Origin of the sequence: Enterococcus hirae ATCC 9790, from assembly GCF_000271405.2 — a bacterium.
GTDB classification, from domain to species: Bacteria; Bacillota; Bacilli; order Lactobacillales; family Enterococcaceae; genus Enterococcus_B; species Enterococcus_B hirae.
The window spans coordinates 1991416-2017693 of the sequence record NC_018081.1 but is presented as its reverse complement, the minus strand read 5'-3'; the positions used below and the strand labels follow the sequence as shown (position 1 = coordinate 2017693).

Sequence of the window (26278 nt, the reverse complement as noted above, 5' to 3'; positions counted from 1 at the left end):
AAAAGTCTAATAATTTATTCTTTTATTCTCTTTATCCACACATTGATTCTTGCTATACTAAGAACGATTGAAAGTTGGAGGTGATGTGTGTGAAAGTGTACTATATTGAAGATAATGTATTCCATCAAGAAGAATTTCGTAAACAATATAATCGTAGTGCTAATTTAGCAGCAATTTCGTTAACCATCCCCTTGCCTTCTCAATTAGAAAAATTCTATGCTGACCTTGATTTTATGCCTATCCAAGACTCAGATATTTTTATTGTTGATATTGAATTGAACCGTTTTCATTCTGGGATTGATTTTAGCAAAAAAATTCGTCAGAGAAATCATTCTTGTTACATCCTGTTTTTGACGAATGACACAACTAAAGGTATGGAGATTATCAATCAAAATATTCGAGCAGATAAATATTATAGTAAAAAAGACATCATGGAAGCTGTAAATGGCTTGGAAGAATTATTGTTCAACCATTCGAATTTGCAACAAGGACAAAGTAAACTCATTAAAATCGAATCACTTTCTAAAATCTATTTAATCGACCCTAAAGAAGTCAATTACTTAAGTAAGATCACAGGTTCTCGTTCGACTATTGAATTTTTCTGTCAAACAGAATTTTTTTTGATTCATGGAAAAATTGAAGAACTAAAACAAACGTTTCAAAACTTTCATTTTTTCAATGATTTGAAGAGTTACTCCATCAATCCAGCTAACATTAAATTAGTAGATAAAAAAAACAATGAAATTGTGTTTAAAAATGATGATACCTTAATCCTTAGCCGTCGAAGCATAAAAAAATTAGTGGATTTTATGGAACATCTGAAAAATGAAAATCATTTAGTTCATTAGTCCCATACGTACAACAAAAAGCCACTTGCCTATTCAGTAAATAGGCGAGTGGCTTTTTTTAATGGACTGTTTCTTTTTTCAAAGTTAAGATACAGTAAAAACGTTGCTCTTGTTTGTCATACTTTAAATTCAATGCAAGATTCTCATTCTCTTCTACGATTTTTTTGACACTGTATAACCCAATTCCCTTACTACTTTTCTGACTGGTTGTTCCTTTTTGAAACAATTCAGTTAGATTTTTTCCAGTGTTTTTGCTGGGATTACTAAATTCAAAATAAAAACAATCCCACAAATGTTCAACAATGATCGTGATTTCTTTTTTTCTTTCGCCATCGTTTGATCATAATGAACAAACGCATTTTCGATAATATTTGTAAATAAGCGAATCATGTCATAGGAATTCATTGAAAGCTTGGGTATGATATGATTAACTTGGATTTTATAAGGTATCCGAAGCTCTTCTGCCCGCTTAACAAATTTGACAAAAACTCCTTGCAACAGTGGATCATAAATTTTTTGTAACTTCATGTGTAAAGCATCGTTGAGTTGCGTTTCAAAAAACTCTTTTTCTTCCCCTACGATGGCCTCTATTTCGTTATGAATTTGTTTATTCTGTACAAGATCTTCCATCACACCAACATAATTTTTATAATCATGACGAAATTCTTCTAGCTTTTGATAATATTCTTCATTTTTTTTCATGCTTTCCAAATAGATCTGATAGTATTCTTCCTTTTTTTCATTCAATAAAATCAAAAGCATAAGTAGTCCATAAAAGGAATTACTAGCAACTAAAATAAAAGAGGTTAAAAGGAAATCCAATGAATCCATCGAAAAAAGCAAATGATACCACAAAAGTGACATGAACATACATATAATCAAAAATGTCGAAAACAGACGATTTTTTTTATATGCGTATAGATAATTACTAATTCGAAACTTTTTATCTAATTCTTTCATTACAATTAGGATTGCCACTAAAAGCAAAATTTCTAGGATCGCATTCGCTAACAAGTCATAATTTTCTAAAAATCGTGGCACTTCAATTGTCAAAAAAACAGAAATACCGATAAAATTTACACAAAAAGTATTTAATAAAAAAACAATAAATAGATTTCTTGTTTCCTGAAAAATATATTTTCCATTATAAAAATAAAGTAAAACCAAAAATACTGGCGTCCATTCAATCAGCCATATATTAAGTAGCGTTAATCCCAAACGAATGAAGCAATCCATAAAAATCCTTTTTTTGCAAATAAAATGAGACCTATCAGTGCAAAATTAAGATGAACCACTATAATATAAATAATCACTTCCATTAACCCATCCCCCTAAGCAAACCAGTTTATCATTTTCAAACATACCACTTTTTCATTAATTGGTGCCTCCCCTTTTGACAACCAATAACATTACTGTTATAAGATAACATGAATAATAAAAAATACTAGAAAAATCGCAAGCATATTTAGAATATTTGAAAAATTTAATTTTTATTTAACCACCTTAGAGCTTAACTGTAAAACTGAATCTCACGTTACCTTAACCTTCTCGATTAGATGGAAATCCAAGTTTCATTTATTCATCTTTTTTTAGTAGCATAGAACTATCCAAACTATTTCAATCAATGAACAGTCTTCTTTGATCAGCATTTGCACCATCCTTAATAAAACAATACAAAAAAATAAGCCAAAGATAGCTTAAATACAAAAAGTAATTTTGGCTATCTTTGGCTTATTTCGCTAATTTCAATATTAAAAATCTGGATTTCAATCATTTGAATATCCCTGTTAACCAGCTCCACTATATTTTATCAATAAAAGTAACTAAGGGGCATTGACAATTGTCCATTCCACCTGTGATGAATATTCCCCAGCATATCCACCGGGTTGAACATTTAGATAAAAATAGTTTTCTGAATTTTGTAGAATGCTGTAATTCCGGACATTATTATTAGTTGTTACTTCAGTCATAGGAAGTGTGATCGGATGTTCTTTTTCGATGACTTGTGCCGTATCACCATTTTGATAAAAAAGAGTGGCTGGTAATACTTGTTTACCATCTTTAAACTCTTCAGTTTGTGACACATTAAGTTTCCAATTAATCGGTTTTCCAGTTGTATCTTCTACTAAAAGATTGGCTGCCTGTGTCAAATTTGTTTGAATCGTATGACTAGCAACGGGGATTGACATGAAAGTCAGAAGATCTGGTACGTTTACAAATCTCACAACCCCCGCTTCTTTGATCACCTTAAATGTTTCAATATTTGATTGTTGTTGTTTTTCATTTTTAACATAAACTTCAAATTGATTTTCTCCTGCTGCTAAGTCTGCAAGTGTGAAATTCTTTGAAAAATCAACCATATTTCCAGGTTGTGTATTCGCAATCGAATCTGAATCATTCAGCTTTTTTTCAACACCATTTAACTTATAGTAAATATTGATCCACGAACCACTATCGGCTTTCCACTTGCCACTCAAGGTAAACCCTTGATCCCCCGGGTAAAGAACGAGCGTTTGATTAGCAAGATTATTTGCCAGTTCAATCGTAGGAGGTGAAGCAGGTTTGGTCATTCTTAAGACCGTTGAATCTTGTGCTGACTCACCATTACTTTTTTGAATCATCAAAGTCACATTATTCACTTCTGAAACTGATGGTAGCTGACTCAGGTCAACAGGTACACGAAATGTGCCATCACTCTTGAAGCAAGACAATAGTTCATCAGTGTTCATTATCATCCCATTGATTGTTAAGTAAGCTGTGAGATCGTCCAAAGGACCACTCCATTTACCTGTTAGCGTGATCTGCTCGGAATCTAATTCTAGATTTTTGCTCGTATCATCAAAAGATAAGGCTAACTTTTCTGATTGAAAGCTTGGCATTTCAGCAGATAAAAAATGAGTAAATCCAATATCTTTTTTCATACTATCCCAAACAGATGCACGCAAGACAAATTTATCCTTAGTGACTGCTTTTTCTGTGACTTTGGCACGATAGGTGATCGTCATTGAATCACCCGTTTTTTCCAATAATCGATAAACCGAGTAATTGTCACTATAAGGACCATCAGAGATACCGTCTGAAGCGAGCGGCAATATTTCTGTAATCCGCCCATCATAGGACTTGGAATCTCCAAATTCTGTATGTCCATAAAAGTTATAAGCCGTTATGATGTCATAGGCAACTTCCTTAGATGGAGCCATCAAATTTCCGTTACCTGTTACACCACCATGTTTATAAACAAGTTCGGGTTCTCCTAATAATTCCAACCCTTGCTCTTTATCAGGAAAAACCGTCACTAACGTTGATTGCTTATACTCTTCTTCAAGGTTTGTATCATCTTTTTTTCTAAAACTGTTGTAACTGTTATCGTATCCCCAATCGCTGTATAATTTGGATTCCCATCTTTTACATAGGTGATTTTAGCATGGATATGTCCACCATAGATGTCAGCTTCTGATTGTCCATCAGGCCATGAATCCGCAACAACTGACTTAGTAGAGAAGGCTAGCTGAAAGAGACTGAACAAAGCAAAATAGGCGACTAGAAATAATAATTTTTTATTCACTTTTTGCTTTTTCATTTCCTTCCTCACCTACCTTTTTGTTGGAACAGTTTGTAACTTAAGAACGCAATGATCCCTAATAGTAAGCCGCCTATCCCAATGATCATCGGCAGATAAGATACTTCTGCTTTTTCTTCTGTAATTGCTTCATCATTGATTTTTTTGGCATTTTCTGGTTTGATCGTAAATGTTTTTGCTAAATGCCATTTCTTTTGATTATTTTCTGTTGTCGCATCCACTGTTAACATATAAGTTCCCGGATCGATTTTCTTCTTGTTGACACTGATCGGAAAATCAAAGTTCGTATTGGGTGCGATCGACATATGATCTTTGTTTGCTGTATACAACACTTTTGATGAGCCTTTTTTAGTGATCGTCGCTTCCGTATGAACTTGACTGATGATCGTTGATGTAGGATTTTGTAAATGTGCAAAAATCGTTGCATACGAATTTTGTAACCCAGTTCTTACAGAAATTAATTTCAAATCTGGTGAGACAGGTTTACTGTTGTTCCTAAGCTCAACCCCAATAACATAAGCATACTTATTTCGAATCGCTGTTCCAGAAACTTTTTCACTTTGGTTCTCTTTTTTCGTTACATGGATACCTCCTAAAAGAATCCCGTCAAATGATTCTTTTGGCATTTTCAATTGAAAGTGCACGTCTTTTGCTTCTCCAGCTGGAATTGTTACTTCCTTTGCATCAGTGGTTAAGCAATCACTGACTTGGTATTTGGCAGAGGCATCCTTTTTAACTGTTCGTTGATTATAATCGATCACACCGTTTGTGTTGGTCGCTGCATTGTTGATCTCTATTTCAAAGACACTTTCTTTTTCTCCGACATTGGATAAATGAATGGATAGGTCGCGCGTTTCATTTGGTGCTTCAGTTAAGTCAAAATAAGATACATCTTTATTTGTTTGTTCTTCAGGTATATTTGCACTTACACTATATGCAGATTCAGCTGAATCTGCATATGAGGTGAGCGAATTGACACCAAGGATTCCCCAAAATCCGATGATGCCTGTGACTAAACAAATAAAACGATGATGACGTTTATTCATCATTGTGCATCAGTTGGACCTGCAGTAAGGGTCCAAGTAATCGTTGCGGTATACTCTTTTGCTTGAGCAGAACCAGCAGGAACAGTCAATTGAACATTTGTATTGTTTCCTTCTTCTCCTTCAAATACATCTAACCAAGTTCCCTGACCATTCAGACTTTTTGCCGTCATAACTGGTTGAGCTTCATGATTGTTAAAAGTGAAATCAAAAGCATCAGGTTTGCCGCTGATGTTATCAGAAGTCGTTCGAGTATCTCCATTCGCAAATGATAGGATTGCTCCTTTTAATTCAGTGCTGTCAGCTGCTGAAAATTTTGAAGCAGTCGCAGTTAGTGACCAGCCACCAGCTACTCCTCGTTTATCTGTGATTTGAACAAATGGTTTTGCATTTGCTGCGACATAGACTTTTTTATTTTGTGAAATTTCTTGTGTACCAAAACTGATATTGGACACATAGTCAATTGAAAGTGGTCCTTGATCGCCAGTTCCATGATTGTTAGGATCATCTGGATCTACTTCGTCTGGTTTGTCGATTGGATCATCTGGATTATCTGGATTCACTGGTTTGTTGGAATGGGTATCATTCCCTTCGAATGTGATCTTTGCTGTTGAAGTTGCTGAATCACTCATTTCTTCTGCATAGATGGTCATACTCATGGTATTAATGGCTAACACACTTAATAATGTAGTTGCTAGAATATTTTTTTCATGTTTCTTCTCCTTTAGATTAAGTTGGTGCGTCTGTTAATGTCCAAACAAGTGTGGCAGAATAAGTTCCTGCCAAGTTACCAGAAGGTACTTTTAATGAAACAGCTTCTGCTGACATCTGATCTTCCCAAGTCCCTAGACCGGTTGTTGCGGCAGCAAACATAATATTTTGCGCATCTTTATTTACTGTTACCGTTGCCGTTTCAGCTGCCGGAGATTGATTCTCTGTCACCGTTTTTGCTGTCCCTGCTGGCAAGCTTAGTTCAGCCCCAGCTAACGCAACACCATTTTCAGTATAAAATCCTGCTTTTTCACTATCATAGCTAACTTGTAAGTTCCAACCTGCACCATTTCCTCGTAGATCAGATATTTGTGTCTCAACAAATTCATCTGAATTCCCAGCTGTATAGTTTTTTGTTTCACTAGCGATTTTTTGTGTACCGAAGTCAATATTTGAGATATAGTCAATACGTAAAGCACCGGTGTTTCCTGTTGGAATATACGTACCTGGTACATCTGGTGGATCAATTGGATCCGTTGGTTCATCCGTTTCATCTTGTTTCTCTAACCCAACTTTAGCGATACTTGTGCCATGAGTATCATCGGCTATTTCTGCATAAACGGTTGTTGCCTTCGCACTAATAACGAATGTGCTAAATAGTGCGATTGTTAAAACTACTTTTTTCATTTTTTTCCTTCTTTCCTTTTCTCAGTAAGAGGAAACCTCCTGCTGCTGTTACAATGAGTCCACCACAGATCATCAAAGAACTACTCTGCTGATCAATTGTTTTTGGGAGCTTTCTTTGCATCATTCTTTTTGTCTGCCCGTCTTTCTCTTTTGCCAGATCTTCTGATGATGCATTTGAAGGATTTGGTACAAAGCGGATCCCCGCTGTGCTTTGTACAGATTCAGCGTAGACAATCATTGTTCGCGTATATGCCTCAATGGTCAAAAAAATAAGGAACAAAAAGAAAACAATCGTCATCTTTCTCATCCACTTACCCTCACCTTTCTCTTTACAGCAAATGTAACAAAACCTCCTTTTTTTAATCTTCGCTCAATTGGGTAAATCCTATTTTACTTATATTCATTCTAAAAAAAGGCGTTTGAAACCGTTTAACCTTGCAATTTTTGCTTTTTTTGTCTTAAAAGATGAATCGAACGACTGACTGATAACAAATCGGTGTGATCGATCAAATTTCAAAATTGTTGTAGAGATAGTCAAATAAATACTTTGCTAACAATAGTTGGCTGTTTCTAACAATCTCAAAGAATATTCCCCACATTTTTCAAGCCATTAAGTATTCGTTTCACTATTTATTATGTAGACACTTAACTACGCTTCTGTCCTTAACGAAGACTCTTACAGCAATAAAAATTGACCATAATTAAGAAGAAAGAAAAAAATCAATGGTGAACGTTTCACCCAAATCTATTGACAGAAAATTCAATTTTTTACTTTTTTTGTCTTGACACTGTCCATCATTGCTTCTATAATGAACAAAAATCATTGATAGAGAGAGTAACGAATAATAAGCATTTTAGAGAGCGATTGGTTGGTGGAAAATCGTAGGTCTATTATTTGTGAAAGTAACTCTGGAGATGCACAAGTGACGTTAGAAGTTTGTGCCGGCGATCCCCGTTATCGGATAATGCGCTTCACTATTAGTGAGTCGCTAAGAGATTGTTTATTCATAAACAAAAAAAACGGTGGTACCGCAATGTCAATTGCCCGTTGGAATAATTATTCCAACGGGCTTTTTGTGTTTTTCACCAAAGAAAGGAAAAGATTTATGCAAATTTTTAGACAAAGACGAGTCAGACGTTTAGCTTCATTTCATTTATGTTAACTAAACGATTAAGGAGTTATTTATGATGGAAAAATTATCAACAAAGAAATTATTTTTATTAGCTTCACTCATTTTCGGAATGCTTTTTGGAGCAGGTAACCTTATTTTCCCTGCTCATTTAGGTCAACTTGCAGGTAGTCATTGGTTATCTGCTGGGATTGGTTTTTTGATCTCCTCTACTTTATTACCTTTAGCTGCACTGATTGCCTTAAGTAAAACACGCTCAAGCGGGTTGTACGATTTTGCTAAACCAGTGGCTGCGTGGTATGGTACCTTATTTCTTATTATGAACCATATGGCCTTAGGACCTTTATTCGCCACTCCCAGAACTGCTGCATTAGGATATCAATTTAGTTTAGGAATGATTTTACCAGAAAAGTATACAACGATTGGCTTATTTATCTTTTCGGTTATTTTCTTTGGCTTAGCCTATTATTTATCAACTCGTGAATCAAATTTATTAAAAATCATTGGAAAATATTTAAACCCATTATTTTTAATTTTACTATTCGCTGTGTTTATCGTCGCTTTGATTCTTCCCTTAGGACCATTGGATGCCAAGCCTGTACTGGATTACCAACAAGCAGCAACTACCAACGGCTTTATCGAAGGATATAATACAATGGACGCATTAGCCTCATTAGCTTTTGGAATTACGATCATTCGTGCGCTTCAAGGAATGGGGATTCATGATGAAGATCAGATTGCTAAAAATACTGTAAAATCTGGTCTATTCACGATGGTTTTATGTGGTGGTATCTATTTGGGGATTATTGCATTAGGTACGATGTCTTTAAATCGCTTTGGTATCTCCGAAAACGGAGGGATTGCATTAACTCAAATCGTCCAATCCTATTTTGGTAAAGTGGGATTGATTTTTATGGCCTTGATGACGCTGTTAGCAGTTTTCACTTCTGCGATGGGATTGATTGCCTCATTTGCCCAAGATTTCTCAGTCCGCTTCCCTAAGATCGGCTATAAAGGATGGCTTCGAATCACTACATTACTTTCTTTTATTACCGCAAACTTTGGACTTGACACCATTATTGCTTGGACCATGCCATTTTTAATGATTCTTTATCCTCTTTCCATGGCAATGATCATCCCAGCACTTTGCTCTGCCTTTTTCCAAAATCGCAGAATCGTTTATCAATTGACGACAATCTTTACAGCCATACCTGCTTTGTTTGATGGTATCAAAGCATTACCTATTCAAAATCATTTGACAACAAATTTAACCAATTGGTATGTTCATACGATTCCATTTGCTTCCAGTGGTGTTGGTTTTATCCTGCCAGCAATCAGTGGCTTTATCATAGGCGTACTGTATTGTTTAATTTTTAAACAAAGAACTGAGTTAGACCCTTCTCTATCTAATTGAGTCTTGTAACGGACAAAGAGAAGTTTTACCGAAATATGACGCTTCATTTGATAATTTGAGTGAAGCCAGAAGAAAGAAGCAAAAAAGAACAATGTTGATTATCTTTTGATAAACGCATTGTTCTTTTGCTAGTTTTCATTGATTGACCTGATCTTGTAAGAGAATTTGATTGTTAATCAGATCTGAGATAAACTCTGTGATATATTTTTCTTTTTCTTCATTAGAATAGTCACCAGAATCAGCAAATCGTATTAATACTTTTTCTTTTACATGACTAAGTGCTACATTTGTTTTTAATAATTCAAATATATAGATCGATACTTCATTATCTAAAAGATAGATTTCATCATTCAAGGAAAGATAGAGGTCGTTCCCTAATTTCTCATAGGCCAATTCGCCGTTCAGTCTCACCTAATCACGCTCCTTCAGGTCATTTCTGTCTGTTTCCAGATACGATACATTTGATTTTTTATTAACTCTTGCAATAATTGACATTCAGAGCGATCCACTCCATGAATATCATTGGTATGATAATAATGTTGCGCACGACAACCACCACCGCATAAATAGCGAAAAGAACAAGTTTGACAACCAGATAAATGATGGATATTTTGAGATTCAAGCAATTCTATCTCTTTATGGTTATAAATATCAGCTAATTTGTTTTTTCTGATATTACCTAATTTATAGTCATCTGTCTCCAATAATTTACATGCAAAAATATCCCCAACTGGATTGATAACGAACTCTCCCAAACCCAAACCACAAGATTCTTTAATTGTAAATGGCTTTAAAAATGCAGATCGTTGAGCACTTTTTTCTTTGCACTCGATTTCTTTTCTTTCTTCAAAAGATAATGAAATATCTGCCATACTACCTCTTCCTAATTCGCTAAATCCACCTAATTTATAGGCGATTCCATTCTCTTTAAAAAACTCAATCGTTTGATCAACCGATTTTAAGTTATAGTTGGTAAAGGTTGCATTAACGTAAATATTATGGAAACCGATATCTAAAAGATTACGGATATCTCTCATTGCTATTTCATAACAACCTCTACCACGGTTCTTGTCATTTTCTTCTTTATCAATCGAATCCAAGCTGATGGTCATTGATTCGCATCGATCTGCCAAGAATTGTGCATTCCTTTTTTTCCAATCAAGGTTCCATTAGTGATCAAACCAACCGATAAGCCTAGTTGATAGGCATAATCGATATATTTTAAAGAATCATGATTCAGTCCTATTTCTCCACCAGTAAAAATGACTTTTTTTACACCACAGTCTTTTAATTGCTCTAATAGTTGGAACCATTCAATAAAAGACAATTGATCTGGATAGTTCTTGGTCATATCTGCTTCTGCGTAACAATACACACATTTTAAATTACATTGATGTGTCAACGCCAAATAAGCGGTTTCAGGAATGGTGACTTCATTTTTTTTTACTTTTAATGGCTCGTCTAATAGAAGCTGAAAGATTTTTAGTTTTTTTGCGTAGACTCGGATAACGCTGAATACTTTCGTAGCTTCACCAACTCTAACTCTTCTTTAGAAATCACTAGCCAGCTGCTTCTTAGAACATTATGGAGAATCATTTCATCAAGAAAAGGATACGCGTATAAATTTTCCTTGATTTTCATAGATCACTCACCTCTTTTATTAGCATCACAAACGAATAATAACATTTTGACTATATTAAATAGGAAAATAAAGTCGCCTTTTTAACAGGGGAGTTTTGTAGGGCAACTTTATTTTCCAATTAAAAATGGACATCGGAAGACTAGATTAAGAACCGTTACCAATCAATAACCCACAAGAACATGGGGACAAAACATTGCCAGAGATTTTTTTTAGTACAGGTTTCGTAAACATAACAAGTCTCCTTTCTGAACTTTTAGGAAAAAGCACGATAATATTCATTTTTTTCCTAAATATAGTATAAACTTTGAATGAAAATATTGTCAATGACGGTTCGAGAGAAAAATTATTAAAACCTTAGTTATAAAATAAAAAAATTAAACAATTTATGCGTTTCTTTTATATAACGCTAAAATTTCTAAGACACGTTGATTTGTTCTTCTGACTTATTTGATTGGATTCATTACTATCTATAAGTAAATTTGTTTTTATTTTATTTCATCACCTCAAATTTTCATAGTGATCATAAATTTCCATTAAGTTATTTTAAATAACGATTTTTTAAGTTTAAATTTGAAAAACACTGCTTTATCTGTTTATTTTATTCTAAACATAACGATTATTTAACGAACAAATCTATTTTTTTCATAAGAATTTTAGTATAATTACAATCTATAAAGTATATTTAATTCCTCATCAATCTGAAACTAACTTTTGGGTCATAAGGACTTTATTTTAATTCGATACCACGGTGTTTAAATAAGTGGTTTAATTTTTAGGAGGGATATATTGAAAGGTTATTATTCAGTACAAGAATTAGCCGACCAACTTGGTGTGACAACTCGTTCAATTCGAAACTATCTGCACGAAGGGAAATTAAAGGGAACAAAAGTTGGAGGAAAATGGAAGTTTTCTGAACAAAATTTGTTTGATTTCCTTTACGGTGACAAGGAAAATCTAATGATCCAAAAAGATTATCAAGTGACGCTTGATGTCCCTGTCACATTAAAATTATCTCTTGTAACAGATGATTTTCACGAAATGGATGCCTTTAAAGAGCAACTTTTTAACTATCATTCAGAGGTTTATGCTAATAAAAATGATCGATTGATCCAATACACGCATTTCAAAGAAAATGAATATGATATCTTAATTGGTGGTAACTTTAATTATGTCACTAATTTCGGGTCATGGATCTATGAACAACTACAAAAACAAACATCCATTTCACTAAAAAAGAATTAGTTTTTTATTTTGAAAGAGAGACTGTGAAAGAAACGATCTGCTCTGATGACAATAAGCCTGAATTTTTGAAACAGCTTCCCATGTTTCAAAAAATTCAGGCTTATTTCAAGAACTGGATGCATAAGCACCGTGTATAAGAGATTGCGAAAAGAGCGTTTGACCTGATTACTTGCCAAGTAAAAACTACGACGAGTAATCGTTGGAGCAAACAAGATAAAAATCTCGAAACAGCTCCCCCTGTTTTGTGGATTTTTGTCTTATTGCCGAAGGTCAGCTCTTTGAATGTCGTTTACTGTTTTTTTAGATTCTAAATTTATTTTTTCCTATTTCTTGTTTCTATAATAATGGTAAGTAGCTTTAACCCTTACCACCTTGAAAGGATGGATATAGTTTCATGCCACCATCTACAAATAAAGTAATTCCTGTCACATAACTGGATTCATTAGAAGCGAGCCAAGCAGCAGCGGCGGCGACTTCCTCGGGTTTACCCACTCGTTCCATTGGTATCATGCTTTCTAGAATTTCTTTTTCTTTTGGATCTTCAAATTTTTCTGCATTAATCGGAGTTTTGATCGCCCCTGGTCCAATACTGTTGATTCGAATATTTTCTGGTGCGTACTCCATGGCTACTGTTTCTGTAAACAGCTTGACACCGCCTTTTGATGCTGCGTAATGAGCAAATGTCGGCCAAGGGATTTGTTCGTGAACGGAGGACATGTTGATAATATTACCTTTGATCTGATGAGTTTTAAAATAACTCAACGCTGTTTTTGTCCCTAAAAATACGCCTGTTAGGTTCACCTTTAACACTTTCTCCCAATCTTCTAATTCCAGCTCATGGGTTGGTTTTTGCGTTTCCATACCAGCATTATTGACCCAGATATCTAAACTTCCGAATGTTTCGATTGCTGCTTTGAGCAGACGATCCATCCCTTCTTCTGTACTGACATCCGCTTCGACAGCTACTGCTTTGCCACCATTTTTTTCGATCTCGGCTACTGCTTCTTGTGCCCCTTCTTCATCCGAATGATAGTTGACAACCACACACATTTTTTCTTTACCAAAGCGTTCACAGATTGCTTTACCGATCCCTTTTGATCCTCCAGTTACTACTGCCACCTTATTTGTTAGATCTTTATACATATACTTTCCACCCTTCTTTTTCACCTACTGCATACTTCCTATATCAAGTGTACAATAGCACCCTGTCTTTTAGGCAAACGATACGCTTATTCGATCGATTTACTTTTTTCTATAATAAAAGAGTCAGCAAGCTACTTGCTGACTCGAATGATTTCACCAAAAAAGTCTTTTTTATTGTCTTCAGTTAAATTCAATACTTTTATTTAAAATAGTCCGCTGTCGCTTTTTCATCTGCTTTCAGTTGTTCAATCAACGATTCAACGTTTGGAAATTTCACTTGGTTTCTCAAAAAATGATGCCAACGGACTTTTACATGCTCTCCATAGATATCTTGAGCAAAATTTAAAATATATAATTCAACGGTAAGTTCACGATCATCACCAAAGGTATCATTATGACCGATTGATCCCATTGCTTGATACCACGTTTCACCAACTTTGATCTCTGAAACATAGACACCTTCTTTTGGAAGATGAACAGTACTTTTAACTTTGATGTTAGCTGTTGGGAATCCTAGCAGGCGACCACGAGCATCGCCATGGACTACCACCCCTTCGACCTCGTAAGCAGCCCCCAATAAACGTGTTACTTCATTTATTTCTCCTGCGTTTAATAATTCACGTATCCGTGTCGAACTAATCTTCTCGCCACTGTCTTCTTCTTTTGGTACAGTGATGACTTCAAATCGATTCTTTGCATAACTTGGTAAGTGCGCTACATCTGCAATTTCTTTAGGTCCGTAAGTATAGTCAAAACCAGAAACAGCATATTTTGCATGAAGTCCTACGATATATTGATCGACAAATTCTTGTGGAGCTAAATGAGCAAACGATGACGTAAAATCGATTTCGTATAAATAATCAACACCTAATAGGGCCATTTTTTCTTCTTTTTGTTCCAGAGTAGTCAAATATTTTACTTGACTTGGATTTATTTTTTTGAAGACGATTGAAGGATGTTGGTTGAAAGTCATCAAAGCTAATTTCAATCCTTCTTTTTTAGCAATTTCTTTTCCCCGATTGATAACACGTTGATGGCCTAGATGTACCCCGTCAAAAAATCCTAAAACAAGTACAACGTCTTCTGGTGGGATCTGATCTGCTTGATAAGGATGTCTAATTTTGATAATTTTCATTTTTATACCTCATTCCTCAACACTTTGCTTGGTTTTAATTTATTTTTTCTTTTGGATTTGGCTGGTAAATACTTACTACTTTGTCTTGGTAAAAAAGTGCGATCTCTTCTGTCGGTATTTCTGCTAAGTTAAATACCTGATAATCTAAGCGCATACCATTTTTAACTTTTTCCCAAACACGATCACTAATGTCTACTCTCTTAAAACGAGCGACACCAGCTTCTAGTGGTAATAAATGTTCTTCAAAGGTTCCTGCAAGCATATAATCTGCTACTTGCTGTAAAGTGATTGCCTGCTCCTTCTTCATTCCTCCACTAGCTGTTCGAGTTAGATCGGACATGTGAGCAGGATAGCCTAATTTTTTCCCAGTATCAACAGCAAGCGTTCGTACATAAGTCCCTTTCCCGCATACTACCTCAAAACGCCAAGATAGCAACCCCTTCTCTTGGTCCCAATGCACGTCACTTGTTCTTTCAAAACGTTCAATCTGCGCTTTACGCACGGGACGTGTAACTGTTTCATTGTTTCTGGCATACTCATAAAGACGTTTGCCGTTCACTTTGACAGCTGAATACATCGGTGGTATCTGAGTGATTTCCCCGATAAAACTTTTCATCGTTTCATCAATTTCTTCATCACTGATTAATCGATCAACTGTTTTACTTTCGACGACCTCACCAGATTTGTCTTCTGTCGTTGTACTAAATCCTAATGTAATCTCTCCTTGGTATACTTTTCCTGCATCGCTTAAATATTCGATAACTTTAGTCGCTTTTCCAAGGCAAATCGGTAACACACCATCAACATCAGGGTCTAACGTACCACCATGACCAATTTTTTTCATATGTAAGATTTTTCTTAATTTAAATACACAATCATGACTTGTCATGCCACGTTCTTTCCACAAAGGTAATAATCCGTCCATGTTTTTTCTCCCTATCCAATAAAATATCAACTTTGTCATTATAACACATCCCACAATAATGTGACGATTTTACCTTTTTTCGCTACGTTTTTATTATTTGGCAACAAACTTGTAATAAAACTTCACAAACCTGTAAATACAATTCATGTTATTCTCTTAGACAAAGGCAAGCTTGAATCCTTCATTTGCAACCTTTGATTAAAACGAGACGCAGCTTTTAAGGAATAGATGATCCTAGTCTTCCCCAAAACAAAAAACTGAGAATCATATACGAATCTCGAAAAGAGTCTGAAGTATAAATCTAACTCTTAATAAACGGTGTCCAAGAAGCCACTTCTTAAAAATAAGAGAGAATTTTTCAAAATAAGAAAAGCTATTTTAAAAGATTCTCTCTTATTCGTTTGGAGTTGACCGCTTCTTTCACAACCTGTTCGAGACACGTACAAATTGCTCATTTTTTTCTCATGTATTCTGTACAGTAAAATTACGGTACTGTGCGTTTATCATTTTAAACTACTTGCATTGTGTAGTTTGAACTTTTTTTCTAAAAAATTGGATGATGGTGTAACTGCGGTATCTCTGCTTTATAAAAAGCTAAAACTAAAAAAACTACTAAAAAAGAGCTATAACCCCACTTCTTAAGGTTTATAGCTCTTTTTGTTTTAATCTTTATTTAAATTACGAAGCAACTCATCAATGTGGTTACCATACCCCACTGACTCATCTAATTCAAAAGTTAATTCAGGCGTTTTATAGATGCTTAAGTTGTGTCCTAATTCACGGCGAATCAGTCCACTTGCTTTTGCTAGGCCTTCCTGTGCTTTTTTCTTATCTGAAGCTAAGTCAGATAAAATACTATAATAGATGGTTGCTTGTTGTAGATCTCCCGTAACGTGGACATCAGTGATTGTCACGTTTTCTACACGAGGATCACGAACTTTTTTGCGTAAAATATCATTTACTTCTTTTAAAATTTCTTGACCGACTCGGCGGTCTCTATAGTTTGCCATATTGAGCGGCCTCCTAAAATTAATTTGTTTTGATTTCTTCCATAATGAAGCCTTCGATGACGTCATCGACTTTGATGTCATTGAATTTTTCGATCATTGCACCACATTCATAACCCATTTTAACTTCTTTTACATCGTCTTTGAAACGTTTCAAGCTAGCTAGTTGTCCTTCGTAAATGACGATACCATCACGGATCACGCGAACGCCACTATCACGTCGAATGTATCCTTCTGTGACATAAGCCCCAGCGATCGTTCCAACTTTTGATACTTTGAATGTTTCTCGAACGATCATTTGACCAGTGATTTTTTCTTCAAACTCTGGATCTAGCATCCCTTTCATCGCTGTTTCGATTTCTTCGATTGCTTTATAAATGATTCGGTGTAAACGAATGTCCACTTCTTCATTATCCGCTTGAATTTTAGCTTGTGGTGTAGGACGAACATTGAACCCAATGATGATCGCATTACTTGCTGCTGCAAGGGTTACATCACTTTCATTGATGGCACCAACTGCAGAATGGACGATTTTCACACGTACGCCTTCTACATCGATCTTTTGCAATGAAGCAGCCAATGCTTCTGCAGAACCTTGTACATCAGCTTTAATGATAACATTTACTTCTTTTAATTCGCCTTCTTTTAAGCTTTCAAACAAGTTGTCCAATGTTACCCGACTAGTGATCGCACGATGTTCTAACAACGCACGTTTGGCACGTTCTTCACCGGCTGCACGAGCAGTTTTTTCATCTTCAAAGACAACAAAGCGGTCACCTGCTTGTGGCACATCGTTTAACCCAGTGATCTCAACTGGTGTTGCTGGTCCAGCAGATTTTTCACGACGACCTAAGTCGTTGACCATCACACGCACACGTCCATAGGTATTTCCTACTACAATTGGGTCACCTACGTTTAAAGTCCCTTGTTGAACAAGTAATGTAGTAACAGGTCCTTTTCCTTTGTCTAGACGTGCTTCAATTACTGTACCAATTGCTCGTTGTTTAGGATCTGCTTTTAGATCCTCTACTTCCGCAACCAGCAAGATCATTTCTAGCAATTCGTCAATATTTTGACCAAATTTAGCAGAGATTTCAACGAAAATCGTTTCTCCACCCCAAGCTTCTGGAATCAATTCATATTCACTTAATTCTTGCATCACGTGTTGAGGATTTGCCCCTGGTTTATCAATCTTATTAACAGCAACGATAATTGGTACGCCAGCTGCTTTCGCATGGTTGATTGCTTCGACTGTTTGTGGCATAACACCGTCATCTGCTGCTACAACTAAGATCGTGATATCAGTGATACTTGCTCCTCGCGCACGCATACTTGTAAATGCAGCATGCCCAGGTGTGTCTAAGAATGTGATTGGTTTGCCATCGATATCGATTTGGTAGGCACCGATATGTTGTGTAATCCCACCAGCTTCGCCACTTGTTACTCGTGAATGACGTAATGTATCAAGTAATGTTGTTTTCCCGTGGTCGACGTGTCCCATGATTGTTACAACTGGTGGACGAGAAACCAATGTATCAGGATTTAATTCTTCTGGTTCAAAGAATTTGTCGATATCTGCGATATCTACTTGGATTTTTTCTTGTGGTTCCATCCCATAATCTGTTGCTAAGAGTTCAATCGTATCTTTATCTAGTGCTTGGTTTTGGTTGACCATTACGCCAAGCATAAATAATTTTTTGATGATCTCTGCTGGTTCACGATGGATTTTCTTCGCAATATCCGCAACGTTCATGCCTTCAGTATACTCTAATACTTCTGGTAACTCACGGAATTTACGTGGTGGTACAGCAGGTTTATTGGAAGTTTGTTGTTTTCCTTTTTTCCCTTTTTTGTTAAAACGATTGCGGTTGTTATTGTTAAATTTACCACGATTATTATTGTTGTTACGGTTTTGGTTACCACCTTGGTTTGATCCTTGGCGATTTTGGTTTCCGCCTTGTGTTGATCCTTGGCGGTTTTGATTGCCACTTTGTGTTGCTCCTTGACGGTTTTGGTTATTTCCGCCTCCATTATTACTTCGGTTTTGGTTTGTTGATTGGTTTTTTCCTTGATTCACTTGACCGCTCCCTTGACCGCGATCTTGATAGTTGCGGTTATTTTTTTGTTGTTTCGTTTTTGTTTCTTGTTTCTTTTGTTCATTCGGCTGGTTTGTGGCTGGCTTTTGGCTGGCTTGCTGTGCTGGTTTTTTATTCGTCTGTGGTTTTTTGAACGCTTGTTGCAACTTCTTTTCATCACCAGTTGTGATTGTTCCCATGTGATTCTTCACATTAATCCCAAGTTGCTGCGCCTTTTCCACAACGTCTTTACTAGGCTGATTTAATTCTTTTGCTAGTTCATAAATTCGTTTGTTGCTCATGCAATCACCTTCCTAACCTTCAATTAGCTCCTTGGTTTTCTTCGCAAAACCGTTATCTACGATTCCAAATACTTTGCGAGGCTTCCCAATCATCTGCGTGATTTCAGCTTCGGAAAATAGTTCAAAGCAAGGAACTTCATAATATGAACTCTTATCTTTCACTTTTTTCTTCGTATTCTCACTCGCATCATTTGCTACAAACACGATCTTTGCTTTCTGTTTACGAATGTCTGCAATGGTCAACTCCTCGCCGGTAATCAACTTACCAGCGCGCATCGCTAACCCAATGAGATTCATGGCTTTTTGCCGATTTCCTTCATTCATTTACCGAATAGCTCTTTTCGTGCTTTTTGATGGGTTACATAATCGAGTAACTCTTGGTAGAATTCATCTGTCAAAGTCGTTTCTAACGCCCGATCAAGAATCTTCTTATCCCAAGCTTGTTGTACTTCAGCTGGCTCAAGTGAGACATACGCACCACGGCCTGGCATTTTCCCAGTGGGATCAATCGATACTTCCCCTTCTTTGGAACGGGTAATTCGAATCATCTCTTTTTTGGGTTTCATTTCACCTGAAACCACAGATTTGCGTAAAGGAATCTTCCTTTGTTTCATCTCTTCGCCTCCTAAGCTAATTGTTAAGCATCTTGATCCGTATTTTCAACTGTTTCATCGTTGAAAGCAATCGTTTCATATTCATCATCTGTATAATCAGATTGAACGATCGCTTCATCATGAGCGACTTCTTCAGAAGCTACTTCTTGATCTTGCGCTTGTTTTTCATAATATTCAGCCATATCTGATTCTGACTTGATATCGATTTTGTGATTTGTTAGTTTGGCAGCCAAACGTGCATTTTGTCCACGTTTACCAATCGCTAAGGATAATTGGTAATCTGGAACGACAACGGTACAAGATTTAGGATTTTCTTCATCAAAAATCACATCGATCACTTGCGCTGGATTCAGAGCATTCGTGATAAATACCGCTGGATCTTCGTTCCACTCAACGATATCCATGTTTTCACCCTTTAATTCATTCACTATCGCTTGCACACGCTGGCCTTTTGGTCCAACACAAGTTCCAACTGCATCAATATTTTCATCATTTGAACGAACGGCTACTTTTGAGCGATCGCCCGCTTCTCTAGCAATGCTTACGATTTCAACGATCCCATCGTAAACTTCTGGCACTTCTTGTTCGAATAAACGGCGTAATAGATCTGGATGGCTACGGCTAACGAAGACTTGTGGACCTTTTGACGTATTTTCTACACGAGAAACGTACACTTTGATACGATCATGCGGTTGATAAAATTCATTAGGCATTTGATCTTGTTTCGATAAAACTGCTTCGATCTTTCCAAGATTTACATAGATATATCGTTTATCTTGACGTTCAACGATACCTTGCATAATGTCTTTTTCATACGCGCTGAACTCATTGTAAATGATGGTTCTTTCTGCTTCTCTGACACGTTGTAAAATAACTTGTTTTGCTGTTTGTGCAGCAATTCGTCCAAAGTCTTTTGGTGTCACTTCAAAACGGATGGTATCACCAATCTCATATGCCGGATTAATCAAAAGCGCATCTTTTAATGATACTTCTAATTGTGAATCCATTACTTCTTCAGTAACTTCTTTCACAGCATAGACGTGAATTTTCCCTTTCTTTTGATCAAATTCAACTTCAACATTTTGAGCTTGACCATAATGGCGTTTGTATGCAGAAACTAAAGCAGCTTCTAAAGCGTCGATCACGATTTCTTTTGAAATCCCTTTTTCAGCTTCTAATGCATCTAATGCGTTTAGCATTTCTTTACTCATTTTTCTGTTTCCTCTCCGTGATTAAAATTGGATCGCTAAGCGAGCTTTGGCAATATTTTTTCGGTCAAGAATTAATTCTTTTTCCCGTGTTTTTATGCGTATTTTCAATATCAGCTGTTCAGCATCAACTGATTGAAGAAATCCTTCATATTGTTTTTCTCCATCAACTGGTTGATAAAGAGAAACATGGATATATTCTCCAAGCGCTTTTTCGTAATCTTTCTCTTTTTTTAATGGGCGTTCTGCCCCTGGAGATGATACCTCTAGAAAATAAGCTTGTGGGATAGGATCTGGATCTGCTGCATCAAGTTTTTCGCTAAGTTTTTCGCTAACCCATGCACATTCTTCGATATCGATTCCGCCATCTTTGTCAATGAATACTCGTAAGAACCAACTTTTGCCTTCCTTCACAAATTCTACTTCGACAAGTTCAAAATTTTGTTCCTCTAAAATCGGAGTCACCATTGCTGTGACTGTTTCAACGACGCTACTCAAAAAGTTCGCCTCCTTAAAATTGCTTCCGTAATTCCATTAAAAAGAGTGAGCGAAAATTCCGCTCACTCACAGTTAGTATCATTACCTATAAATAACTATACCATATTTCATTTAAAATGACAAGCTTCCACGCTAACCCTTGATTAGAACATATCAAACAAGGAAAGTTGGTTTTCATCTGGAAGGTCTTTCAATACTCCGTTGTCGTTCATATACTCAATCAACGTTTTAGAAACTTTTCCTCGTGTAGCAAGATCTTCTTTTGATAAGAATGGTCCATCTTTTCGTGCTTCAACGATTTGTTTTGCAACGTTTGTTCCTAAACTTGGGACAGCTCTAAATGGTGCGATCAATGTGTCTCCTTCGATCACGAAGTTCACGGCATCTGATTTATATAGATCGATCATGCCAAAATGGAAGCCTCTTTCCAACATTTCATTCGCTAATTCAAGGACGGTCAACTGATTTTTCTCTTTGACTGAGGCATCCAAACCTTTATCTGTGATTTCTTTCATCGCTTGTTTTACCGCATCTTTCCCTTTACACATAGCCACAAGATTAAAATCATCCGCTCGAACTGAGAAATAGGCACAATAGTATAAAATAGGGAAATAGACTTTAAAATAAGCTACACGTAAGGCCATCAAAACATAAGCCGCTGCATGGGCTTTTGGGAACATATATTTGATTTTAGAACAAGAATCAATGTACCAATCTGGAACATTGTTTTCTTTCATGGCGGATAGATAGGTTTCTCGTAATTCATCAGGGATCTTGTTCCATAGCCCTTTACGAACGGTTTCCATAATCTTAAAAGCCATCCCACTATCTAATCCAGCATGGATCAAGTAAACCATGATATCATCCCGACACCCAATTACTTCAGCCAAAGTTGCATCCCCACGTTTGATCAATTCTTCTGCATTGCCTAACCACACATCGGTCCCATGTGATAATCCGGAAATCTGTAAGAGTTCAGCAAAAGTCGTTGGATGTGTTTCTTCCAACATTCCCCGAACAAAGCGTGTCCCAAACTCTGGGATACCTAGTGTCCCTGTTTTAGAATAAATCTGTTCACTGGTAACGTTCAAGACATCTGGACCGGCAAAAATTCTCATTACTTCTGGATCGTCAGTTGGGATCGTTTGTGGATCGATTCCCGATAAATCCTGCAACATACGGATTACTGTCGGATCATCATGTCCCAGAATATCAAGCTTCAGTACATTATCATGGATAGAATGGAAATCAAAATGCGTTGTTTTCCATTCTGAATTTTGATCATCTGCTGGATATTGGATCGGTGTAAAATCATATACGTCCATGTAATCGGGAATAACGATGATCCCCCCTGGATGTTGTCCAGTCGTTCGCTTCACGCCAGTCGCACCTTTGGCTAATCGATCAACTTCAGCACTGCGAAATTGTAAATTATGATCTCGCTCATAACCTTTAACAAAGCCATAAGCTGTTTTATCGGCAACTGTACCGATTGTTCCTGCTCGATAAACATATTCTTCCCCAAACAAAACTTTCGTATAGTTGTGCGCTTCTGCTTGGTAATCACCTGAAAAGTTCAAATCGATATCTGGTACTTTGTCTCCATGGAACCCTAAGAACGTTTCAAAAGGAATATCATGGCCATCTTTATTTAATCGTGCGCCACATTTCGGACATTTTTTTTCAGGCATATCAAACCCCGAACCGTAAGTACCATCTTCAAAGAATTCTGAATACTGGCAATCAGGACAATAATAGTGAGGGGCTAATGGATTTACTTCAGTGATCCCAGTCATTGTCGCAACAAAACTAGAACCAACTGATCCACGTGAACCAACTAAATAACCATCTTTGTTACTTTTATGCACCAGTTTTTGCGCAATCAAATAGATCACAGAAAACCCATTCCCGTTGATCGAATTCAATTCTTTTTCTAATCGTTTTTCAATGATTTCTGGTAATGGATCACCGTACAACTGTTTAGCTCTGGTATAACTCAAATCAGAAATCTCTTCTTCAGATCCAGGAATTTTTGGCGTATACAAATCATCTTTCACCGGAATGACCTCTTCACAAAGGTCAGCAATCTTATTCGTATTGTCAACGACGATTTCTTTCGCTAGATCTTTTCCTAAAAAGTTAAAAGCAGTCAACATCTCATCTGTTGTTCTAAAATGCACATCAGGCAAACTATGTCGGTTCAACGGATTAGCCCCACCCATTGAATTAATCAAAATCTTCCGATAGATTGCATCTTCTTCATTAAGGTAATGAACATTCCCAGTAGCAACGACGATTTTGTCCAATGACTTTCCGATTTCAACTAGATTTTTGATGATTTCTTCTAAATCATGTTCATTTTTGACTAGTTCTTGCTCAAGCAATGGTGCATAGACCGCTTTTGGCATCACTTCAATATAATCATAAAATTTTGCTCGATTTCTAGCTTCTTCAATTCCTTTTTGCATCATTGCTTCGAAAATCTCACCTTTATCACAAGCAGAGCCAATGAAAAGATTCTCACGTAATTTCTTCAGTTGTGAACGAGGAATACGTGGGACACGTTCAAAATATTCCACATTCGACATCGAGATTAATTTGAATAAATCTTTTAATCCAGCTTGATTTTTCGCTAAGATCGTCACATGAAATGGCCTTGCTCGTTTATACGAATCGCCTTCTCCCACATGAGCATTGAGTTGATCATGGTAGAGCATCTCATGGTTTTCCATTGCTTCTTTAACGAAAATCCATGCTAAATGACCTGTCGCTTCAGCATCGTAAATCGCTCGGTGATGCTGTTCAAGACTGACACCAAATTTTTTAGATAACACACCTAGACCAAATCGTTTAAATTGAGGATACAGATATCTGGCTAATTCTAGCGTATCGATGACTGGATTCGTCGCCTCTGGGATTCCATATTTTGCATAACTTGTATTCAAGAATCCCATATCAAACGCGGCATTATGGGCGACCAGAATCGAATCTTTTGAAAACTCGAGAAACAGACGTAGGACTTCTTCTTCTGATTTAGATCCTCGTACCATTTCATCTGTGATCCCAGTTAGATCAATCGTTGTGCGGGAAAGTGGGTGTCCAGGATCAATAAATTCATCAAAGCTTTCAATGACATTCCCTTTATACATCTTGACCGCAGCTAATTCGATGATCGTATCATAAACAGCAGATAGTCCGGTGGTTTCCACGTCAAATACGACATATGTTCCTTCATTCAAAGAAACATGTTCATCATTGTAAGCAATCGGCACACCATCATCTACAACATTGGCTTCAACCCCATAAAGAATTTTCACGCCTGCTTTTTTACCGGCACTATGCGCTTCAGGAAATGCTTGTGCCCCTCCATGATCCGTGATCGCAATCGCTTTGTGTCCCCATTTTCCAGCTTGAGCCACAAGGTCAGAGATACTATTGGTTGCATCCATCGTACTCATATTACTATGAACATGTAATTCCACTCGTTTCTCATCGTCAGGAGCATAGTCTTTACGAGGTGCATGCTTCACCTCAATGATATCTTGTGCATTCATCACCAGGTCTCGCACAAATGTATCTTCTTGGATACTTCCTCTAACTTTTAACCAGCTTCCTACGCTGATTGCATCAAAGATTTGTTCATCTTTTTCATTATTTGAAAATTTCTTAACAATAAAAGAAGAAGTATAATCGGTGATTTTTAACGTTAGAATCTTACGTTTTGAACGTAGCTCACGCACTTCTTTATCAAATACATAGCCTTCCAAGGTCACACGACGTTCTTCTTCAACGATATTGATCATTGGTATTGTCGGTTCATCTGCTGGAATATTACGACCTAACTGGATCGGTCCATCTAGTACAGGAAGTTGCTCTTTTCTTTCTTTTTTCTTTTGTTCATGGACAATCAAACTTTCCGCAGCTTGCTTCATGAACGCTTCTGCTTGTTCTTGCTTCCGCTCTTCAAACAGTTTTAGCACACGTTCTGCTTGTTCTTCATCAATTTCAGGTTCGATACGAAATTTAGGGAACCCGTAGCTGACAAACAGCGTTTCAACTAAAGGTAGATATTGTTGCTTTAAATAATTAATAGCGCCATTACTATCGACTGGCAAGACAATTTTCTTTTCCTTCAATATAGGGACTTGTGTTTTTAAAACTTGTTGAGCCAACGGCGTATCGCATTGTTGGCTTTCTAAAGCTTGTGCCCAATAATCTTGTAATAATTTTTCATCAAACTGCTGATCATCAGCTTTGATAGTTAATCTGATCTGTGCAATATCTTTAAATGCCAGTGTCAAATTTTGGAGCAATGATCGATAAAGCATGATCGGTAAAATTTGAGTAAAGTGTAGGGTAAACTCCCACAATCTTGATTTGCGGTGAACCACTACACGCTCCATTTCGCCAGCAGAGATTAGTGGATGATTTTTTTCCACTTCTTCTAGTTGGATTTGTTCCAACAATTTTTCAAATAACTCTCGTTTTTCTGACAAAACCATACGCCCTTTCTGACGAGGACAAATCAATGCTATTTCATTTGAACCTCTTCTTCTTTCAGTACTATTTAGTATACCCGTTTTTACATGGATTTACATTAAAAAAACGACAAAGAATTTTCTTTCTCGTTCTAAATCGTTGATTACTTAGCTAAATGAATCCTCACAACGTAAGCTGATTGGTACTCCTTGCTCTTGCAACGTAGTAACATGCAGTTCGCCCCAATCACATAACGCATCTAACACACTACTTAATGTTTGACCATATTCACTTAAGGAATAAACAACTTTTGGTGGAACCTGATGATATGAGGTTCGTACAACAATACCGTCTGCTTCTAATTCACGCAATTGTTGAGTCAACATCTTTTGGCTAAGATTAGGAATTTTTCGTTTTAAGTCGCTGGGACGAAGCGGACTGTGACGCAGGTTGCATAAAATAATCGGTTTCCATTTTCCACCGATAACATCCATCGTGGCTTCTACACCAATATTATACGTTTTTTCAATCATATTTCCCTCCTAAAATCCTTTTACTATCCAATAGTTACTTTTTAGACACTATAGCACAATAA

Annotated in this window: 25 protein-coding genes, 1 pseudogene and 1 other annotated feature; of the genes and pseudogenes, 3 read left to right on the top strand and 23 right to left on the bottom strand. The window is 36.6% G+C overall.

What is annotated here, in order from left to right:
* The first annotated feature begins 83 nt into the window (after nucleotides 1–83).
* Nucleotides 84–848 carry a LytTR family transcriptional regulator DNA-binding domain-containing protein gene (locus EHR_RS09715; protein WP_192924244.1) on the top strand — a complete coding sequence of 255 codons (765 nt, stop codon included), beginning with the start codon at nucleotides 84–86 and terminating at the stop codon, nucleotides 846–848.
* 58 nt (nucleotides 849–906) lie between these two features.
* On the opposite strand, the gene EHR_RS13870 is transcribed toward EHR_RS09715, so the two are convergent.
* The 8 genes from EHR_RS13870 to EHR_RS09680 form a co-directional block, all read right to left on the bottom strand.
* Nucleotides 907–1140 carry a GHKL domain-containing protein gene (locus EHR_RS13870; RefSeq protein WP_167537606.1) on the bottom strand — a complete coding sequence of 78 codons (234 nt, stop codon included), beginning with the start codon at nucleotides 1138–1140 and terminating at the stop codon, nucleotides 907–909.
* Nucleotides 1080–2084: an ATP-binding protein gene (locus tag EHR_RS09710; RefSeq protein ID WP_148282904.1), complete on the bottom strand. Its 1005-nt coding sequence runs from the start codon at nucleotides 2082–2084 to the stop codon at nucleotides 1080–1082. Before EHR_RS09710 ends, EHR_RS13870 begins: the two co-directional genes overlap by 61 nt.
* A 587-nt stretch (nucleotides 2085–2671) precedes the next feature.
* On the bottom strand, nucleotides 2672–4114 hold the full coding sequence (locus EHR_RS09705; RefSeq protein WP_205943376.1) for a hypothetical protein: 1443 nt from the start codon (nucleotides 4112–4114) through the stop codon (nucleotides 2672–2674).
* 29 nt (nucleotides 4115–4143) lie between these two features.
* Nucleotides 4144–4428: a hypothetical protein gene (locus EHR_RS14490; protein WP_014834583.1), complete on the bottom strand. Its 285-nt coding sequence runs from the start codon at nucleotides 4426–4428 to the stop codon at nucleotides 4144–4146.
* Between the two features lie 8 nt (nucleotides 4429–4436).
* Nucleotides 4437–5477 carry a WxLIP family cell surface protein gene (locus EHR_RS09695; RefSeq protein ID WP_010737763.1) on the bottom strand — a complete coding sequence of 347 codons (1041 nt, stop codon included), beginning with the start codon at nucleotides 5475–5477 and terminating at the stop codon, nucleotides 4437–4439.
* On the bottom strand, nucleotides 5474–6130 hold the full coding sequence (locus EHR_RS09690) for a WxL domain-containing protein (RefSeq protein WP_014834582.1): 657 nt from the start codon (nucleotides 6128–6130) through the stop codon (nucleotides 5474–5476). Before EHR_RS09690 ends, EHR_RS09695 begins: the two co-directional genes overlap by 4 nt.
* A gap of 70 nt (nucleotides 6131–6200) precedes the next feature.
* On the bottom strand, nucleotides 6201–6869 hold the full coding sequence (locus EHR_RS09685) for a WxL domain-containing protein (protein WP_010737765.1): 669 nt from the start codon (nucleotides 6867–6869) through the stop codon (nucleotides 6201–6203).
* Nucleotides 6835–7176 carry an LPXTG cell wall anchor domain-containing protein gene (locus EHR_RS09680; protein ID WP_010737766.1) on the bottom strand — a complete coding sequence of 114 codons (342 nt, stop codon included), beginning with the start codon at nucleotides 7174–7176 and terminating at the stop codon, nucleotides 6835–6837. Before EHR_RS09680 ends, EHR_RS09685 begins: the two co-directional genes overlap by 35 nt.
* Before the next feature lie 507 nt (nucleotides 7177–7683).
* Nucleotides 7684–7921, top strand: a binding site (T-box leader).
* Nucleotides 7922–8054: 133 nt separating this feature from the next.
* Between EHR_RS09680 and brnQ the strand changes: the two genes are divergently transcribed.
* Nucleotides 8055–9413 carry a branched-chain amino acid transport system II carrier protein gene (brnQ, locus tag EHR_RS09675; RefSeq protein ID WP_010737767.1) on the top strand — a complete coding sequence of 453 codons (1359 nt, stop codon included), beginning with the start codon at nucleotides 8055–8057 and terminating at the stop codon, nucleotides 9411–9413.
* A gap of 135 nt (nucleotides 9414–9548) precedes the next feature.
* Here brnQ and EHR_RS09670 read toward each other — a convergent pair whose 3' ends face one another.
* From EHR_RS09670 to EHR_RS14285, 4 genes are all read right to left on the bottom strand, one after another.
* The gene (locus EHR_RS09670) at nucleotides 9549–9824 is read right to left on the bottom strand and encodes a hypothetical protein (RefSeq protein WP_010737768.1); all 276 of its coding nucleotides are present in this window, start codon (nucleotides 9822–9824) and stop codon (nucleotides 9549–9551) included.
* Nucleotides 9825–9838: 14 nt separating this feature from the next.
* Nucleotides 9839–10546 carry a radical SAM protein gene (locus EHR_RS09665; RefSeq protein WP_243464866.1) on the bottom strand — a complete coding sequence of 236 codons (708 nt, stop codon included), beginning with the start codon at nucleotides 10544–10546 and terminating at the stop codon, nucleotides 9839–9841.
* Complete coding sequence (locus EHR_RS14485) at nucleotides 10522–10764, bottom strand: radical SAM protein (protein WP_014834579.1); 243 nt, start codon at nucleotides 10762–10764, stop codon at nucleotides 10522–10524. Before EHR_RS14485 ends, EHR_RS09665 begins: the two co-directional genes overlap by 25 nt.
* A gap of 131 nt (nucleotides 10765–10895) precedes the next feature.
* Nucleotides 10896–11054, bottom strand: a complete 159-nt coding sequence (locus EHR_RS14285) for a hypothetical protein (protein ID WP_014834578.1) — start codon at nucleotides 11052–11054, stop codon at nucleotides 10896–10898.
* A 787-nt stretch (nucleotides 11055–11841) separates the two neighbouring features.
* Between EHR_RS14285 and EHR_RS09660 the strand changes: the two genes are divergently transcribed.
* Nucleotides 11842–12297 carry a helix-turn-helix domain-containing protein gene (locus EHR_RS09660; protein WP_010718891.1) on the top strand — a complete coding sequence of 152 codons (456 nt, stop codon included), beginning with the start codon at nucleotides 11842–11844 and terminating at the stop codon, nucleotides 12295–12297.
* 357 nt (nucleotides 12298–12654) lie between these two features.
* Here EHR_RS09660 and EHR_RS09655 read toward each other — a convergent pair whose 3' ends face one another.
* The 11 genes and pseudogenes from EHR_RS09655 to EHR_RS09605 form a co-directional block, all read right to left on the bottom strand.
* Nucleotides 12655–13440 (bottom strand): glucose-1-dehydrogenase, encoded by a 786-nt coding sequence (locus EHR_RS09655; protein WP_010737770.1) that lies wholly within the window; start codon nucleotides 13438–13440, stop codon nucleotides 12655–12657.
* 199 nt (nucleotides 13441–13639) lie between these two features.
* Entirely contained in the window at nucleotides 13640–14575 is a 936-nt protein-coding gene (gene ribF, locus EHR_RS09650; protein ID WP_010737771.1) for a riboflavin biosynthesis protein RibF, read from the bottom strand.
* A gap of 2 nt (nucleotides 14576–14577) precedes the next feature.
* Nucleotides 14578–15500: pseudogene (truB, locus tag EHR_RS09645) on the bottom strand (tRNA pseudouridine(55) synthase TruB).
* A 662-nt stretch (nucleotides 15501–16162) separates the two neighbouring features.
* Nucleotides 16163–16510, bottom strand: coding sequence for a 30S ribosome-binding factor RbfA (gene rbfA, locus EHR_RS09640; protein WP_010718887.1), 348 nt, complete (start codon nucleotides 16508–16510; stop codon nucleotides 16163–16165).
* A 19-nt stretch (nucleotides 16511–16529) separates the two neighbouring features.
* Nucleotides 16530–18884 carry a translation initiation factor IF-2 gene (infB, locus tag EHR_RS09635; protein WP_010737773.1) on the bottom strand — a complete coding sequence of 785 codons (2355 nt, stop codon included), beginning with the start codon at nucleotides 18882–18884 and terminating at the stop codon, nucleotides 16530–16532.
* Between the two features lie 12 nt (nucleotides 18885–18896).
* Nucleotides 18897–19208, bottom strand: coding sequence for a YlxQ-related RNA-binding protein (locus EHR_RS09630; protein ID WP_010718885.1), 312 nt, complete (start codon nucleotides 19206–19208; stop codon nucleotides 18897–18899).
* Nucleotides 19205–19498, bottom strand: a complete 294-nt coding sequence (gene rnpM / locus EHR_RS09625) for an RNase P modulator RnpM (protein WP_010718884.1) — start codon at nucleotides 19496–19498, stop codon at nucleotides 19205–19207. Before rnpM ends, EHR_RS09630 begins: the two co-directional genes overlap by 4 nt.
* A gap of 23 nt (nucleotides 19499–19521) precedes the next feature.
* Nucleotides 19522–20709 carry a transcription termination factor NusA gene (gene nusA, locus EHR_RS09620; RefSeq protein WP_010737774.1) on the bottom strand — a complete coding sequence of 396 codons (1188 nt, stop codon included), beginning with the start codon at nucleotides 20707–20709 and terminating at the stop codon, nucleotides 19522–19524.
* Nucleotides 20710–20730: 21 nt separating this feature from the next.
* Nucleotides 20731–21204 carry a ribosome maturation factor RimP gene (gene rimP / locus EHR_RS09615; RefSeq protein ID WP_010718882.1) on the bottom strand — a complete coding sequence of 158 codons (474 nt, stop codon included), beginning with the start codon at nucleotides 21202–21204 and terminating at the stop codon, nucleotides 20731–20733.
* A gap of 143 nt (nucleotides 21205–21347) precedes the next feature.
* Nucleotides 21348–25700: a PolC-type DNA polymerase III gene (locus tag EHR_RS09610; protein ID WP_025480508.1), complete on the bottom strand. Its 4353-nt coding sequence runs from the start codon at nucleotides 25698–25700 to the stop codon at nucleotides 21348–21350.
* Nucleotides 25701–25850: 150 nt separating this feature from the next.
* A complete protein-coding gene (locus EHR_RS09605; protein ID WP_010737776.1) occupies nucleotides 25851–26216 on the bottom strand; it encodes a winged helix-turn-helix transcriptional regulator in 366 nt (121 codons plus the stop codon).
* Nucleotides 26217–26278: the final 62 nt, after the last annotated feature.